The following is a 14,441-nucleotide window of genomic DNA, read 5'->3' on the forward strand; positions in this document are numbered from 1 at the left end:
CGGCATCTTCCGGGGGCCCGCCCCTTTCCGGAACGGCGCCCCCTGCCCAACTCTCTCCTGGGGACCGTGCCCGGTCCTGGGCCATGGCTCAGCGGGGCGCGGCTCAGCGGGTCGCGCGCAGGTCGGGGGTCACGGCCGGGTCGTGCAGCACCACCCAGCCGTCCTCACGCAGCACCACGGTGTACCCCCGCTGGAGCAGGTACCGTACGCGGTCGCGCTGCGCGCCCAGGCCCGGGAAGGGGAACGTCGCGCGGGTGGTATCCGCGACCACCCACGGCGCCCAGCGGACGCGGGTGTCCCACAGCAGCACGCGGGCCCGGCCGGACAGCTGCGGTCCGACGATGTTGGCGGCCTCGACCAGGGCGCCGCGGGGCACGGCCGCGACCGCGTCTGCGGCGGCACGGGCGTGCGCGTCCCGCCGGTAGAACGCCGGGTCGAAGAAGTGCTTGAAGGCGAAGCGCGGCACGACGAGGGCGGCGGCCAGCAGCGTGGCGACCGGCCAGAGAAGGTCGAGGCGGAGACGGCGCACGTTCGGCTCGGGCGGACGCCGACGGTGCGCGAGCCCGGGCGGGCGCAGGCGGTGCGCGAGCGGTCCGAGCAAACGCAGGCGGTGCGCGAGCGGACCCGGCAGACGCAGCCGGGACAGTCGGCGGGCGCCGTCGACGCCCGCCGCGACGAGCAGGGCCGTGAGCGCGACGTTGTAGTGGAACCTCGGCTCCCACCAGTTCCCGAAGCGGTTCGCGAGCATGCGCTCGGCCAGCAGCGGCAGCACGGCGACCGTGATCGGCGAGGCGAGCGGGACCAGGAGCAGGGGCAGGATGAGCCAGGCCATCGTCGTCGCCTTGACGCCGGGGGTGACGAGGAGCTTCAGCGCGGTCCACGGATGCGTCAGGGCGTGCACGGCGGCGTGCGGCAGGTCCCGGCCCAGGGCGTCGTAGGCCCAGTAGTAGTCCGCCGCGCCGCCGAACGCCGGGATCAGCACCCGGGAGGCCAGCCATGTCCAGCCGAGACCGGCGGCCACGAAGACGGCCGCCAGGCGCCGCTCGCCCGGCCGGGTGAGCAGGTACAGCCCGAAGCCGGCGACGAGCAGGCCCATGTCCTCCTTGACGAGCAGCAGCGCACCGGCGGCCAGCAGGCACTGCCGCCGGTGGCCGGCGTCGTGCCGTTCGAGCATCATCATGGACAGGAGAGGCGTGAACGCCATCTCGTGGAAGTCGAAGGCGACCGTCTCGGCCACCGGCCAGGCCAGCGCGTACACACCCGCGACGCAGTGCGCCGCCCACGCCCCGAGCCTCCGCCGGGTGAACGTCCACAACGGAATGATCGTCAGCGCCAGCAGCACGGCCTGGGCGACCAGCAGCGTCTGCGGGCCGTCGTGGAGCCAGTACAGCGGCGCCAGGACGGCGAGGATCGGCGAGAAGTGGTCGCCGAGCACCGTGAAGTGCGGACCGAAACCATTGTGCACGCCTTTGACGATCGCGACGGGCAGGTGGAACCGACTGTAGGAGCGCACCGCCTGATCGAAGATCACCAGGTCGTACGTCGTCGTGCGGAAGGTCCGGTAACGCACGAGCGCGAACACCGAGTAGACCGCCGCCGCGGCGACGACGAGCGCGCCGGCCACGACCACGTCGCGCCGGGCACGTCCCGGGCTCACCGCCGGGCCGGTCGCCTCGGGCGTCACCGTGATCATCCGAGCGCACCGCGGATGCGGTCCGCGTACGCGCGGGCCTCGTCGTCGGAGTCGTACTTCGTCCGCGGCCAGAAGAACCCGCGCAGCCCGTCCTTGCGGTTCCGGGGAACGACGTGGACGTGAAGGTGGGGCACGCTCTGGCTGATCCGGTTGTTCATCGCGACGAACGAGCCCGCCGCGCCGAGCTCGCTCTCCATGACGGCCGACAGCCGCTGCCCCGCGGCGAAGAGCGGCTCGAGGAGGTCGGCCGGCAGGTCCGCGAGGGTCTCGTAGTGGGTGCGCGGCACGAGCAGCGTGTGCCCCTTGAACAGCGGCCGGGTGTCCAGGAAGGCGACGACGGGACCGTCGTCGAGGACCACGTGGGCGGGCCGCTCCCCTTTCACGATCTCGCAGAACAGGCAGTCCATGGTGGGCATTCTTCCGCTTACGGTCGTCTTATCGGCCGGCAATAGGCTCCTGACCCGTGCGATTCAACCAGGTGGCCTTCCGGTACCGCCGTCGCGCGCCGTGGGTCCTGCGCGACGTGACGCTGACCGTACCCCGTGGTCGGATCATCGAGGTGAACGGCCGTAATGGAGCGGGCAAATCAACACTCCTCCGGCTCGTCGCCGGGGTCGTGCCGCCGGTCCGGGGAAGCGTCGGCGACCGGCCGCCGTCCGTCGGGTACGCGCCGGAGCGGTTCCCCGCGGGTCAGCCGTTCACCGCGCGGGCCTACCTCGGGCACATGGCCGCCGTCCGGGGTGTTCCCGCCGCGCGTGTCGGGGAGTGGGCCGAGCGGCTGGGCTTCACCGGCCTCCTGGACACCCGGCTGCCGGACCTGTCCAAGGGCAGCGCGCACAAGGCCGGGCTGATCCAGGCGCTCCTGGCCGCGCCGGGGCTACTCGTGCTCGACGAGCCGTTCGCCGGCCTCGACGCGGGGACCCGCGCGGCGCTTCCGGCACTGCTGGCCGAGCTCGCCGCGGAAGGATCGTCCGTCATCGTCAGCGACCACCAGGGCGACCTGCGAAGCGTGCCGGGCGTCGTGCGCTGGCAGGTCGCGGACCAGACGGTTCACGAAGGGGACCCGCCCGAGGAGCAGACGGTGGTCGAGGTGATCGTGGCCCGCTCGCAGGCGGAGGACCTGGTCGGCCGCCTCAAGGCGGACGGATACGAGGCGCGGCTCCGATGATCGCCGCGATCCGATTCCAGCTCAGCGGGTACGCGCGGTCCACGCGTGCCCTGCCCCCGGTGCTCGCCCTCGCGCTGCTGCTGGGGATCGTCTTCTCGGGCCCGCTCGGCGGCACCCCGGCGGAGGCACGGTCCGGGGCGCTGACCGCGCTCGGTGACCTGGCGGCCCTGTACTTCCCCATCTGCGCCTGGGCCGCGCGCGGCCTCCTGGACACCGAACCGGACGCCCAGCGGCACATCGGTGTGGTCACCCTCGGACGGTGGCGGGCGATGGCGTGCGGGTTCGCCGCGGCGTTCGTGTTCAACGTCTGCCTGGCGCTGATCGCCGGTGCCGTTCCCCTGGTCGAGGCCGCGCGATCCGGCGTACGGGCGTCCCAGCTGCTGCCGGCGATGGCCCTGCTGCTCCTGGCCGCGCTGGCCGCCACGGCGCTCGGAGCGCTCGCCAGCCGGGCGCTCATCCCCTCCCCCGGCCGGTCGGTCCTCGTGCTGCTCGGCGTCTACGTCCTCGACCTGCTGCTGGGCCTCGGTCCGCTCCGCGTCGTCACCGTGCCGATGATCGAGTGGATGGGGGCGGCCGGGCGCGGGCCGTCCGCGTTCACCGACGCCCTGCCGTGGTTCGCGCTGCGCACGCTCGCCTGGGCGGTCCTCGCGACGGCCCTGTACGCCCGCCTGCGCCGTATGCGCGCTTAGCGGGTACGCGCCAGCCGGTCGATCTCGGCTGCGAGGTGGTCGAGGAAGCCGTCGACGTCGGGCTGGGCGTACCCGGGCCGGAGCCGGGTGGTCGCGAACCGCGCGGCCCGGATGTCGGCCGACCGGGGTCTGCGCCCGCGTAGTTCGGCGATCAGCCGGTCCAGGAACGCGTCGACCTCCCGCTCGTCGTATCCCTCGCTCAGCCGGGTGGGTACGAAGCGTACGTTGCGGACGAGCCCGATCAAGCGGTCGGCGTCGGCCGCGGAGAGCCGCCGCCCGTCGCCGTTCTCCTTCAGCTCCAGCTCCCGCAGGTACTCCTCGAGCCGCTCGTCGACCGCCTGGACCCGGTAGCCACGCAGAGCGATCGCGAACCGCACCGTGCCGACCTCCGCCGCCGTGACCGGCGGCGCGAACAGCTGCGCGCGGCCGAGCGTCCCCTCGATCCGGGCGACGAACGCGTCGACCTGGTGACGGTGGTAGCCGCGGAGGGCGAGCGGGAAGTCCGGCATGGCCCGTATTCTCCCTGAAACCCCCATCGAGCACCGGAAAAAGGGTGTGCGCCGTGCGGTCGGCGGAATATCTGACAGGTAGGTCGTCACACGGATCGGGGGAACTGGAGATGACGGCAGAGAATCTCGCCGGGCCGAACAAGGTGGTGCTCGGCGACTACGCGAGCCACGCGGCGGCACAACGTTCCGTGGACATCCTGGCCGACCGGGACTTCCCGGTGGAGCACGTCACCATCGTCGGCTGCGGACTGCGGCTGGAGGAGCGGGTGCTCGGCCGCTGGACCGTCGGCAAGGCCTTGGCGGCCGGCGCGAGTTCCGGCGCCTGGGTCGGCCTGCTGATCGGACTGGTGTTCTGGATCGTCAGCCCCTGGCACGCCGGCGCGGTGATCTCGGCGATAATCCTTGGTGCGATCTTCGGTGCGGTGTTCGCCGGGGTCGCGCACGGGCTGCGCCGCCAGGCGTTCGCGTCGACGAGCGCGGTGGTCGCCGACCGGTACGACGTGCTGGTCGACGCGGAGTTCGCCGCTGAGGCCAGGCGGCTGCTGGCCGCGATACCCGCCACCGAGCGGCCGCACTGATCGGCTCCGCGCGGCGCGTTGCTCGGCTCCGCGCCGTACTGGCCGCTGCGCGCACCGTGCCGGTTCGCTGCGCGCAGCGCCGGTCGGGCCGTCGGCGCGCTACTCGACGGTCTTGGCGGCGAGCTGGCCGCAGGCGCCGTCGATCTCCTGGCCGCGCGTGTCGCGTACGGTCACGGGGACGCCGTGGGCCTCCAGCCGGCGGACGAACTCCGTCTGGTCCGACGGCCGCGACGCGGTCCACTTCGACCCGGGCGTGGGGTTCAGCGGGATCAGGTTGACGTGCACCGGGTGCGCCTTGATGAGCCGGCCCAGCAGGTCGGCCCGCCACGCCTGGTCGTTGATGTCCTTGATGAGGGCGTACTCGATCGAGATCCGGCGCCGCGTCCGCTCCGCGTACGCCCAGGCGGCGTCGAGGACCTCCGCGACCTTCCAGCGGGTGTTGATCGGCACGAGCTCGTCGCGCAGCTCGTCGTCCGGCGCATGCAGGGACACCGCGAGACGAACCTTGAGATCCAGGTCGGCGAGCTGGTGGATCTTCGGGACCAGCCCGACCGTGGAGACCGTGATGTTCCGCTGGGAGATGCCCAGCCCGCGCGGGCTCGGGTCGCTGAACCGGTGGATCGCCCGGACGATGGTGGAGAAGTTGGCGAGCGGCTCGCCCATGCCCATGAAGACGATGTTGCTGACCCGGCCCCGGCCGCCGGCGATCTCACCGCGGTCGAGGGCGCGGGCGCCCGCGACCACCTGCTCGACGATCTCGGCGGTCGAGAGGTTCCGCGTGAGGCCGGCCTGACCGGTGGCGCAGAACGGGCAGTTCATTCCGCAGCCGGCCTGGGAGGAGACGCACATGGTCACCCGGTCCGGGTAACGCATCAGGACCGACTCGACGAACGTGCCGTCGAACGCCTTCCACAGCGTCTTGCGGGTGGCGCCGTCATCACAGGTCAGATCGCGCACCGACGTGAGCAGAGGCGGCATCAGCTCGGTGACGAGGCGGTCCCGGACGGCGGCCGGCAGGTCGGTCATGTCGGCCGGGTCGTCGGCGAGCCTGCCGAAGTAGTGGCGCGACAACTGGTCGGCGCGGAAGGGCTTTTCGCCGAGCGCCCCGACGGCCTCACGCCGCTCGTCCCAGGACAGATCGGCGAGATGGCGTGGTGGCTTCGCCCGGCGCGGAGCGGCGAAGGTGAGCTGAGCGGGCATGTCCGTTCCAGTGTGGCAGACGCCGGGGAGAGCTTCGTACGCCCGCCTGCCACAGCCTCGTACACCCCGCCCCGCATGACCTTGTACGCGGGTCGGCACAGCCTCGTACGCCGGCGCCGGACCTCCACGCCGGGACCGACCCCGAAGGTCAATGCCGCTGTCAATGCCGCTCGGAGGGCCGCACACTCACTACAGTCCCATCTATGCCGGTATTGCGCAGAACGCCGCAGGAGACGCGTGTCCTGATCAGTGACACCAGCCCCTACGGAAGCCGTGTCCTCGAAGTCGAGTCCGATCACATCGCGACGGCGGCGTACCTCCGCCGCGGCGACGGACAAACCGTGGCCGCGACCTGGATCGCCAACCATCAGGACGCGTCTCCCCACCCTGACCTCGCGCGGTTGAACGCGGGCCTGGTACCGGCCATGCCGGCGAACCACACCAAGCACCCGAAGGGGCGGCCGGCACCGGATCCGCGGTCGTTGGAGGTCGTCTGGTTCGAGGAGGGCGACGGTGCGGCGGTGCTGGAGGACGGGCAGCCGCTCTGCGTGATCCCCGGCTGGTCGGACATGGACCGTGGGCTGCCCGGGTACAGCCGCGAGGCGCTCGGCCAGAGCCCGTTCGCGTTCGCACTGGACGATGAGATCGAGGACCTGGGCCCGCGCATCCTGCAGGCGCAGGCGTTCTGGGAGTGGCGGAACGGTGACGGCGCCTGGGAGGGGTTCCAGCAGTCGGTGCTGGGACACCTGCTCGGCCGTCTCGGGCCGGGCGGGTACTACTGGCACGACGTCGGCCGGCAGTGGCGCGCCCGGTCCGGTGGCTCGGCAGGGGGCGGCGAGCAGCCCGTCGTGGGGGTGTCGGAGCGACCGGCCCTGGACGACCGGTCCTACCGGGTGCTGAGCACGGTGGGCATGAGCTGCCAGCGGATGCCCACTGTGGAGTTGTACGAGGACAACGTCGGTGAGCACGCCCGGATCGAACTCGCCGTGGCCACGACCCTGCCCAGTCAGCGGGCGGGCAGCATCTTCCCCTGGCTGGCCCAGTATCCGTGGCGCGCGGTCACGTCCTTCGCTCCGGGCGACAACGTGAAGTGGTACCACGAGGCGAAGACCTTCCCGCTCGGCTCGAGCTGGGAGGGGGTGCTGCTGCTCGACGACCCGGGCCGGCTTGCGGGTCCGGCGGCCCCGGACATGCGCGGGTTCTCGTTCGGTGGCGACCCGGTGCAGTGGCTGTGGCTCGTGCCGATCACCGAGGCGGAGCGGCAGTTCGGCAAGGACGAGGGCCCGGACGCGCTGATCGAGCGGCTGGCTAGGAAGGGCCGCAGCTGGATCGTCGGCGAGGACTGAAACCGGAGCCGCGTCGGCGGCCGGGCGGGACTCCCCGCCCGGCCGCCGGTCACGACCTCTTCAGGATCCGGAAAGAGCGGTCAGGCCGGAACGAACGCCTGGAAGAGCAGCCAGACGACCGGCACGGTGGCGAGCAGGGAGTCCAGGCGGTCCATGACCCCACCGTGCTCGGGCAGCAGGGTCCCCATGTCCTTGATGCCGAGGTCCCTCTTGATCATCGACTCGATGAGGTCGCCGAGCGTGGCCGAACAGACCGCGGCGGCACCGACGATGACCCCCTGCCACCAGGCGCCGTCCAGCAGCCAGGGCAGCAGCAGGCCGCCGACCACCATGCACGTCAGCGACGAGCCGGTGAACCCCTCCCAGGTCTTCTTCGGGCTGATGGCGGGAGCCATCTTGTGCGAGCCCAGGAACGAGCCCGCGAAGAAGCCACCGATGTCGCTGGAGATCGTCACCGCGATGAAGACGATGATGCGGTTTGGGCCGTCGTCCGCGTCGAGCATGAGGACGGCGAACCCGGCGAGGAACGGGACGTACGCGGCGGCGAACACGCTCGCCGTCGCGTCCCGGACGTACCCATCCTGGCCGCCCGCCAGCCGCCACAGCAGAACCGCAAGCACCGTCAGGGCGAACGTCGCGACCAGCGCGGTCGTCCCCCAGACGTAGGTGCCGACCAGCATCGCCAGGCCGCCCGCCGCGAGCGGGACCGGCGGGATGCGGATGCCCTTCGTCCCGAAGGCCCGGATGAGCTCCCACCCGGCCACGCCGATGAAGAGCACGAGGACGCCGAGGAAGATCTCCTTGACGGTGTAGAGGGACACCAGGACGACGGCGCCAAGGCCCAGGCCGACCCCGACCGCGATGGGGAGGTTCCGGCCTGGCCTACGCTTCTTGCCCGTTTCCGCCGTTACCTCCGGAATCTCCGGGGCGGGCGTGGGGGCCTGCTCGAGTCCCACTAGACCTCGAGCAGCTCGGCTTTCTTGTGCTCGAGCAGCTCGTCGATCTTGGCGACGTGCTTGTGCGTGAAGTCGTCCAGCTCCTTCTCCGCGCGGCGCACGTCGTCCTCGCCCGCGTCGCCGGCCTTGGCGAGCTTGTCGAGGGCGTCCTTGGCGTGGCGGCGAATGTTACGGATCGAGACCCGCGCGTCCTCCGCCTTGTGCCCGGCCACCTTGATGAACTCCTTGCGACGCTCCTCGGACAGCTCCGGGAACACCACACGAATGATCTTCCCGTCGTTGCCCGGGTTGACACCGAGGTCGCTCTCGCGAATGGCCTTCTCGATCGCGGTCAGCGACGACGCGTCGTACGGCTGGACGATCACCATGCGGGGCTCGGGCAGCGTGAACGACGCCAGCTGATTGATCGGCGTCGGCGCCCCGTAGTAATCCGCCGTGATCTTGTTGAACATCGCAGGCGTCACACGACCGGTACGGATGCCGTTGAAGTCATCCTTGGCGACCGTGACGGCCTTATCCATCTTGTCCTCGGCCTCGAGGAGGATCTCGTCGATCACCTTCGGCTCCTGTTTCAGCTCTCCGCCGGACTTACCAATGTGCCGATCTTCTCACCGCGGACGGCCCGCACGATATTCCCCTGTCCCATCAGGTCGAAGACCACGATGGGCAGGCCGTTGTCCATGCAGAGGCTGATCGCGGTGGCGTCCATGACCTTGAGACCGCGCTGGAGAACCTCGCCGTACTCCAGCCGGTCGAACCGGAAGGCGTCCGGATTCTTCTTCGGGTCGGAGTCGTACACGCCGTCCACCTGGGTGCCCTTCAGCACGGCGTCGGCGTTGATCTCCAGCGCCCGCTGCGCGGCGGCCGTGTCGGTGGAGAAGAACGGCTGGCCGAGACCGGCACCGAAGATCACCACACGCCCCTTCTCTAGGTGGCGAATGGCCCTGCGCGGGATGTACGGCTCCGCGACCTGCCCCATCGTGATCGCCGTCTGCACCCGCGTGTCCACGCCCAGCTTGTTCTCGAGGAAGTCCTGGAGCGCCAGGCAGTTGATCACGGTGCCGAGCATGCCCATGTAGTCACTGCGGGCGCGGTCCATGCCCTGCGCGGACATCTGCACGCCGCGGAACATGTTGCCGCCGCCGCAGACGACCGCGACCTGCACGCCTTCGCGTACGACCTCGGCGATCGCCTCGGCGATGTGCCGTACGACCGCCGGGTCGATGCCGAGCGCCTCACCACCGGCGAAGGCCTCGCCGGAGAGCTTCAGAAGCACCCGCTTCCAGCCATGATGAGACGACAGAGCCGCCGTCGTGTCGGTGATCTTACTGTCCTGCACGGCGGCGGCTCCTTCGTTGTCTCTCAGCGGCTGGTCGTCCTCAGGGGCGGAGCGTCAGAGCTGGCCGACCCGGAACCGGGCGAAGCGCTGGACGTTCACGCCGGCATCCTGGAGGACCTTACCGACCGTCTTCTTCGGGTCCTTAACGAACGGCTGCTCGACCAGGACGAAGTCCTTGAAGTAGGCCTTCACCCGGCCCTCGACGATCTTCGGGATCGCCTGCTCGGGCTTGCCCTCGTCACGGGTGATCTGCTCGGCGAGCGCCCGCTCCTTGGCGACGACGTCCGCCGGGACGTCGTCGTTGGTGAGATACTTCGGGGACATCGCCGCGATCTGCTGCGCGATCTCCTTGGCCACCTCGGGGGCCTCGCTGTCGAGCTCGACCAGCACGCCGGTCGCCGGCGGCAGCGACGGGTCGGACTTGTGCAGGTAGCTCGCGACGTAGGCGCCCTTGAAGTGGGCGAAACGGCCCACCTCGAGCTTCTCCCCGATCTTGGCGCTGTTCTCGTCGATCAGCTGCTGAACCGTCTTGCCCGGCTCGATCTCCGCGGCCAGCAGGGCGTCGCGGTCGGCCACATCGCTGTTCGCGGCGAACTCGACGATCTGGTCGGCCAGGGCGATGAAGCCCTCGTTCTTCGCGACGAAGTCGGTCTCGCAGTTGAGCTCGAGGATCGCGCCGTCCCCGGACCCGTTGAAGTGCTCGGCGACCAGGCCGTTCGCGGCGGTGCGCTCGGCGCGCTTGCCGACGTCCTTGGCGCCCTTGAGGCGCAGCAGCTCGACCGCCTTGTCGAAGTCGCCCTCGGCCTCCTCGAGCGCCTTCTTACAGGCCATCATCCCGGAACCGGTCATGTCCCGGAGCTTCTTGACGTCGGCGGCGGTGAAGTTCGCCATTGTGGTCTTGTCTCTCTCGTCGTCGGTCGTGGGCCGTCAGGATTCCGAGCCGGTCTCCGGCTGCTCGGCCGGCGCGGCCTCCGAAGCCTCGGCCTGCGGAGCCTCGGCCTGCGCCTCCGGAGCCTCGGCCTGCGCCTGCGGAGCGGCCTCGGCCGCCTCACCCGACTCGCCCTTGCTCTCCAGCAGCTCGCGCTCCCACTCGGGCAGCGGCTCCTCCGCGCCCACCGCGGCGGGCTTCTCGTCACCCGACGGCGCGGCACCGGCGCGGGCCATCAGGCCGTCGGCCACGGCGTCCGCGACCACGCGGGTGAGCAGGCTGACGCTGCGGATGGCGTCGTCGTTACCCGGGATCGGGTAGTCGACCTCGTCCGGGTCGCAGTTGGTGTCGAGGATCGCCACCACCGGGATGCCCAGCTTGCGGGCCTCGTTGACGGCGATGTGCTCCTTCTTGGTGTCGCAGACCCACACCGCGCTCGGCACGCGGGCCATGTCGCGGATACCGCCGAGGGTGCGCTCGAGCTTGTCCTTCTCACGCTTGCGCATGAGAAGCTCCTTCTTCGTCATACCCGAGCCGGCGACGTCGTCGTAGTCGAGCTCCTCGAGCTCCTTCAGACGCGTCAGGCGCTTGTGCACGGTGGAGAAGTTGGTGAGCATGCCGCCCAGCCAGCGCTGGTTGACGAACGGCATGCCGACGCGCTGCGCCTGCTCCGCGATCGACTCCTGCGCCTGCTTCTTCGTGCCGACGAACAGGATCGTGCCGCCGTGGGCGACGGTCTCCTTGATGAAGTCGAAGGCGCGGTCGATGTAGGACAGCGACTGCTGCAGGTCGATGATGTAGATGCCGTTGCGCTCGGTGAAGATGAAACGCTTCATCTTCGGGTTCCACCGGCGGGTCTGGTGCCCGAAGTGGACGCCGCTCTCGAGCAGCTGCTTCATGGTGACGACGGGTGCCATTGCCCGTGGTCCTCCTGTCCGGCCCAGTCGCTCTCTGGGCCACGTTCCGGTTGTTCTGCGTCCGTGCGCACCCCTGCCATGACGCCTGTCATGGACCGTGAGGGCCGCCCCACCAACGAATCGGTGGCCGGCGGACGCGTGAATTCGGTCATGCGACCGTTGAGGCAAGTGTACCGGCGGCTCACCCCACCGTGGACTCCGCGCCTCGAACCCGGGGTTTTCCACAGCTTCGGTCCGGGTCCTGCCCGAGGCGTGACGGGCGCGAGCATGCTGTGTCCCATGGTCTTGCCCGTAATGCTCCTGGTCATCGCGACGCCGTTCCCCGTGGTCCCGGCCGCCTCCTCCCCACCGATCGCCACGCAGGTCGCGCCGGCCGCGCAAGACCCGGCAACCGTGCCGTTTCCCATGGCCACGCGGATGCCGGAGGCGACCGCCTCGGCCGTTTCGGTGGCCGCGCCGGTCGTGACCACCGCGGCGGCGCCGGTCGCGGTGGCCGTCCCGGCCGCCGTGCGGGTCGTCCCGCCTGGGGCCGGAGAAGCTCAGTGGCGGTGGCCGTTACATCCGCCCCCGCCCGTGCTGCGCCGCTTCGACCCGCCCGCTCACCCTTGGGAGCCCGGGCATCGGGGGGTCGATCTCGCCGCGCCTCCCGGTCGAGCGGTCTTCGCCGCCGGCGCGGGGCGTGTCACCTTCGCCCGCGACCTGGCCGGACGCGGTGTGATCACCATCAGCCACGGCACTTTTCGGACGACCTACCTCCCCGTACGCCCGGCCGTCCGCTCGGGGCAGACCGTGGTCACGGGCGCCCGGATCGGCGTGGTGGAGGCGAGGCCCGGTCATTGCGGGCAGGAGAGCTGCCTGCACTGGGGTCTGCTGCGGGATGACTCCTACCTCGACCCGCTCTCACTCCTCGGTCTCGGCCCCGTGCGCCTTCTCCCCTGGTGGCGCTCCTCGTCGGACGCCGCCGTGAGCGGCGGGTCAGGACGAACACCGCGTGCGCCGAGCGACCCCGCCGAGCAGGGCGAACGCCCCACGGTTCGTCGGCCGACCGGCCGTCCGCCCACCTCACCGCAGGGCGGTCCGCCCCCGGCGCGGGCTCCGGTGGGCACGGCTCCGGCGATGCGACCGGCCGGCGCGACGAGCGCGATCGGCGCGGCCGCCGGCCCCCTCGCCGTCACCGCGGCGGCGGGGCTCGCCCTCGCGGGATTCCGCACCCGCGGCCGGAGGAGCCGGGGCTCCCGGCCATCGCTCACCGGTAAGCGATGACGATCACGCGGGCCGCTCTTAGGCGGAGACGGCGTCACGCCCTCGGATGGGCCTGCCGGTAGACGGCCCGCAGCCGCTCCGCGGAGACGTGGGTGTAGACCTGCGTCGTCGCCAGGGAGGAGTGCCCGAGGATCTCCTGGACGCTGCGCAGGTCCGCGCCTCCTTCGAGGAGATGGGTGGCCGCGCTGTGCCGAAGGCCGTGCGGGCCCATGTCGGGAAGGCCGAGCGCCGCGAGCCGGTCGTGCAGGGCGCGACGGACGACCGTGGGATGGACCCTGCCCCCACGGGAGCCGAGGAACAGCGCCGGACCGCTGCGCTCGTTCACGAGGCACGGGCGCCCCCGCGCCAGCCATGCCCCGACCGCCCGAGCGGCGGGCGCGCTCATCGGAACCGTCCGCTCCTTGTCCCCCTTGCCGATCACCCGGATCGTACGGCGCGTGGCGTCGATGTCCTCGACGTCCAGACCGCACAGCTCCCCGATCCGGATCCCGGAGCCGTAGAGCAGTTCGAACACGGCCTGGTCGCGAAGCGGGAGGGGGCCGTCGCCGCCGTCCGAGCCGGCGACGGGAGCGTCCCTGACGACCGCGGGAACGTCCTCGCCGACGGCGTGAGCGTCTTCACCGGCGTCGCCCTCACCTTGGGCCGGTGCCCATTCGAGCAGTGCGATGGCCTCGTCCTGGCGCAGCACCCGCGGCAAGGTCCTCCCCTGCTTCGGTGTGCCGAGCAATGCTCCGGGATCGGCCGGCAGCGTCCCTCGGCGGTGGGCGTAGGCCGTGAACACTCGCGCCGAGGCCGTCCGGCGGGCGAGCGTCGCCCGCGACCTGCCCAGGGCGTGCTGCGCGGCCAGCCAGGCACGCAGCATCCGGATATCGAGGCCCGCGAGGTCGCCGAGGCCCATCCGGTGCGCGTGCGCCAGGAGATCGGCGACATCGCCCAGGTAGGCGCGCACGGTATGACCGGACAGACCTCGTTCGGCCCGCAGGTGCCACTCGAACCCGGCGAGCACCGCGCCGAACATCGCGTCGAACGCCTCGTCGTCCTCCGCGTCGGAATCGCCGGCAGGCCGCCCAACGGGCGCCCCGGCGGATCCGGCGGACTCCCCAGCGGGCCGCCCGGCAGGCTCGGCGGAGTCTCCGGCAGGGTGCTGGGTGGGCTCTCCGACAGGTCCGGCCGAGGGCTGCGGTTCGGCCGGCCCTTCGTCCCGTCCCACACCGGGCGGCTCGGCGAGACTCGATCGGGGCCGCTCGGCGGGCCGTACGCCGGTCTCCTCGTTCGCTCCCATGGCGCTCCCTCGGTGGCTCGTCACTGCCGGAACCGCGAAGCGGCCCCGCGTCCGGCCGCGGCGCCGGCTTCACGGCCCACCGTACGGAGGACACCCTGCGCGACCGGCAACGGCGAATCAAGCGACCGCACCGCCGGACCGCTTATCCACAGAACTCGGTTCGGTCGACACGGGCGCTGCGCGCTCCGGCACCCTCGACGTGGGAGGTGAGCGCATGCAGGCGAAGGACACGCTCGGACGGCAGGGCGAGCAGGCCGCCGCCGAGCACCTGACCCGGCTCGGGTGGCAGATCCTCGACCGCAACTGGCGCTGCGGCGAAGGTGAGCTGGACATCGTGGCCCGCGACGGCACCGAGTTGGTGGTGTGCGAGGTCAAGACCCGCTCCAGCATCGCCTTCGGCACGCCCGCCGAGGCGGTGACCCCGGCCAAGGCCGCGCGGCTACGGCGCCTGGCCGGCCGCTGGCTGGCCGCCCACGGCGTCGGCCACGCCACCGCCCGCATCGACGTCATCGGCCTGCTCGCCGACGGGCCCGACCGCTTCACCGTCGACCATCTGAAGGGGGTGTGCTGACG

The 14,441-nt window shown here is 71.4% G+C and carries 16 protein-coding genes; 6 read left to right on the plus strand and 10 right to left on the minus strand.

All coding sequences use genetic code 11. The annotated features are described in order from the left end of the window. Positions 1-103: 103 nt before the first annotated feature. Both NE235_RS26930 and NE235_RS26935 read right to left on the minus strand, forming a co-directional pair. Entirely contained in the window at positions 104-1,693 is a 1,590-nt protein-coding gene (locus NE235_RS26930; protein ID WP_252807877.1) for a DUF2079 domain-containing protein, read from the minus strand. Further along, positions 1,690-2,100: an HIT family protein gene (locus tag NE235_RS26935; RefSeq protein WP_308206160.1), complete on the minus strand. Its 411-nt coding sequence runs from the start codon at positions 2,098-2,100 to the stop codon at positions 1,690-1,692. The genes NE235_RS26930 and NE235_RS26935 overlap by 4 nt, the downstream gene beginning before the upstream one ends. Before the next feature lie 56 nt (positions 2,101-2,156). Between NE235_RS26935 and NE235_RS26940 the strand changes: the two genes are divergently transcribed. Both NE235_RS26940 and NE235_RS26945 read left to right on the plus strand, forming a co-directional pair. Continuing rightward, complete coding sequence (locus NE235_RS26940; RefSeq protein WP_252807881.1) at positions 2,157-2,861, plus strand: ATP-binding cassette domain-containing protein; 705 nt, start codon at positions 2,157-2,159, stop codon at positions 2,859-2,861. After that, a complete protein-coding gene (locus tag NE235_RS26945) occupies positions 2,858-3,550 on the plus strand; it encodes a hypothetical protein (protein WP_252807884.1) in 693 nt (230 codons plus the stop codon). Before NE235_RS26940 ends, NE235_RS26945 begins: the two co-directional genes overlap by 4 nt. On the opposite strand, the gene NE235_RS26950 is transcribed toward NE235_RS26945, so the two are convergent. Then, positions 3,547-4,059, minus strand: a complete 513-nt coding sequence (locus NE235_RS26950) for a DivIVA domain-containing protein (RefSeq protein ID WP_252807886.1) — start codon at positions 4,057-4,059, stop codon at positions 3,547-3,549. The genes NE235_RS26945 and NE235_RS26950 overlap by 4 nt on opposite strands. Positions 4,060-4,169: 110 nt before the next feature. Here NE235_RS26950 and NE235_RS26955 point away from each other — a divergent pair, with 110 nt between their 5' ends. After that, entirely contained in the window at positions 4,170-4,637 is a 468-nt protein-coding gene (locus tag NE235_RS26955; protein ID WP_252807888.1) for a general stress protein, read from the plus strand. A 99-nt stretch (positions 4,638-4,736) separates the two neighbouring features. On the opposite strand, the gene rlmN is transcribed toward NE235_RS26955, so the two are convergent. Further along, entirely contained in the window at positions 4,737-5,837 is a 1,101-nt protein-coding gene (gene rlmN, locus NE235_RS26960; protein WP_252807889.1) for a 23S rRNA (adenine(2503)-C(2))-methyltransferase RlmN, read from the minus strand. Between the two features lie 203 nt (positions 5,838-6,040). Between rlmN and NE235_RS26965 the strand changes: the two genes are divergently transcribed. Beyond that, positions 6,041-7,183 carry a suppressor of fused domain protein gene (locus NE235_RS26965; RefSeq protein ID WP_252807891.1) on the plus strand — a complete coding sequence of 381 codons (1,143 nt, stop codon included), beginning with the start codon at positions 6,041-6,043 and terminating at the stop codon, positions 7,181-7,183. Positions 7,184-7,263: 80 nt separating this feature from the next. On the opposite strand, the gene NE235_RS26970 is transcribed toward NE235_RS26965, so the two are convergent. Genes NE235_RS26970 through rpsB form a run of 5 tightly spaced genes read right to left on the minus strand, consistent with a single transcriptional unit; the run spans position 7,264 to position 11,323 of the window. Continuing rightward, on the minus strand, positions 7,264-8,139 hold the full coding sequence (locus NE235_RS26970) for a phosphatidate cytidylyltransferase (RefSeq protein WP_252807893.1): 876 nt from the start codon (positions 8,137-8,139) through the stop codon (positions 7,264-7,266). Beyond that, on the minus strand, positions 8,139-8,696 hold the full coding sequence (gene frr, locus NE235_RS26975) for a ribosome recycling factor (RefSeq protein ID WP_252807896.1): 558 nt from the start codon (positions 8,694-8,696) through the stop codon (positions 8,139-8,141). The genes NE235_RS26970 and frr overlap by 1 nt, the downstream gene beginning before the upstream one ends. Positions 8,697-8,710: 14 nt before the next feature. Then, positions 8,711-9,478 (minus strand): UMP kinase, encoded by a 768-nt coding sequence (gene pyrH, locus NE235_RS26980; RefSeq protein ID WP_252807897.1) that lies wholly within the window; start codon positions 9,476-9,478, stop codon positions 8,711-8,713. Between the two features lie 54 nt (positions 9,479-9,532). Next, positions 9,533-10,369, minus strand: coding sequence for a translation elongation factor Ts (gene tsf, locus NE235_RS26985; protein WP_252807899.1), 837 nt, complete (start codon positions 10,367-10,369; stop codon positions 9,533-9,535). A 36-nt stretch (positions 10,370-10,405) separates the two neighbouring features. Continuing rightward, positions 10,406-11,323, minus strand: coding sequence for a 30S ribosomal protein S2 (gene rpsB / locus NE235_RS26990; RefSeq protein WP_252807901.1), 918 nt, complete (start codon positions 11,321-11,323; stop codon positions 10,406-10,408). Positions 11,324-11,602: 279 nt separating this feature from the next. Between rpsB and NE235_RS26995 the strand changes: the two genes are divergently transcribed. Then, positions 11,603-12,586, plus strand: coding sequence for a M23 family metallopeptidase (locus NE235_RS26995; protein ID WP_252807903.1), 984 nt, complete (start codon positions 11,603-11,605; stop codon positions 12,584-12,586). A gap of 34 nt (positions 12,587-12,620) precedes the next feature. Here the strand turns inward: NE235_RS26995 and NE235_RS27000 are convergent, their stop codons facing one another. Continuing rightward, positions 12,621-13,604, minus strand: a complete 984-nt coding sequence (locus NE235_RS27000; RefSeq protein ID WP_252808048.1) for a tyrosine recombinase XerC — start codon at positions 13,602-13,604, stop codon at positions 12,621-12,623. A gap of 478 nt (positions 13,605-14,082) precedes the next feature. Here NE235_RS27000 and NE235_RS27005 point away from each other — a divergent pair, with 478 nt between their 5' ends. Continuing rightward, entirely contained in the window at positions 14,083-14,439 is a 357-nt protein-coding gene (locus NE235_RS27005; protein WP_252807905.1) for a YraN family protein, read from the plus strand. Positions 14,440-14,441: the final 2 nt, after the last annotated feature.

The sequence above is a fragment of the Actinoallomurus spadix genome, from assembly GCF_024055725.1.
Classification (GTDB): Bacteria; Actinomycetota; Actinomycetes; order Streptosporangiales; family Streptosporangiaceae; genus Actinoallomurus; species Actinoallomurus spadix.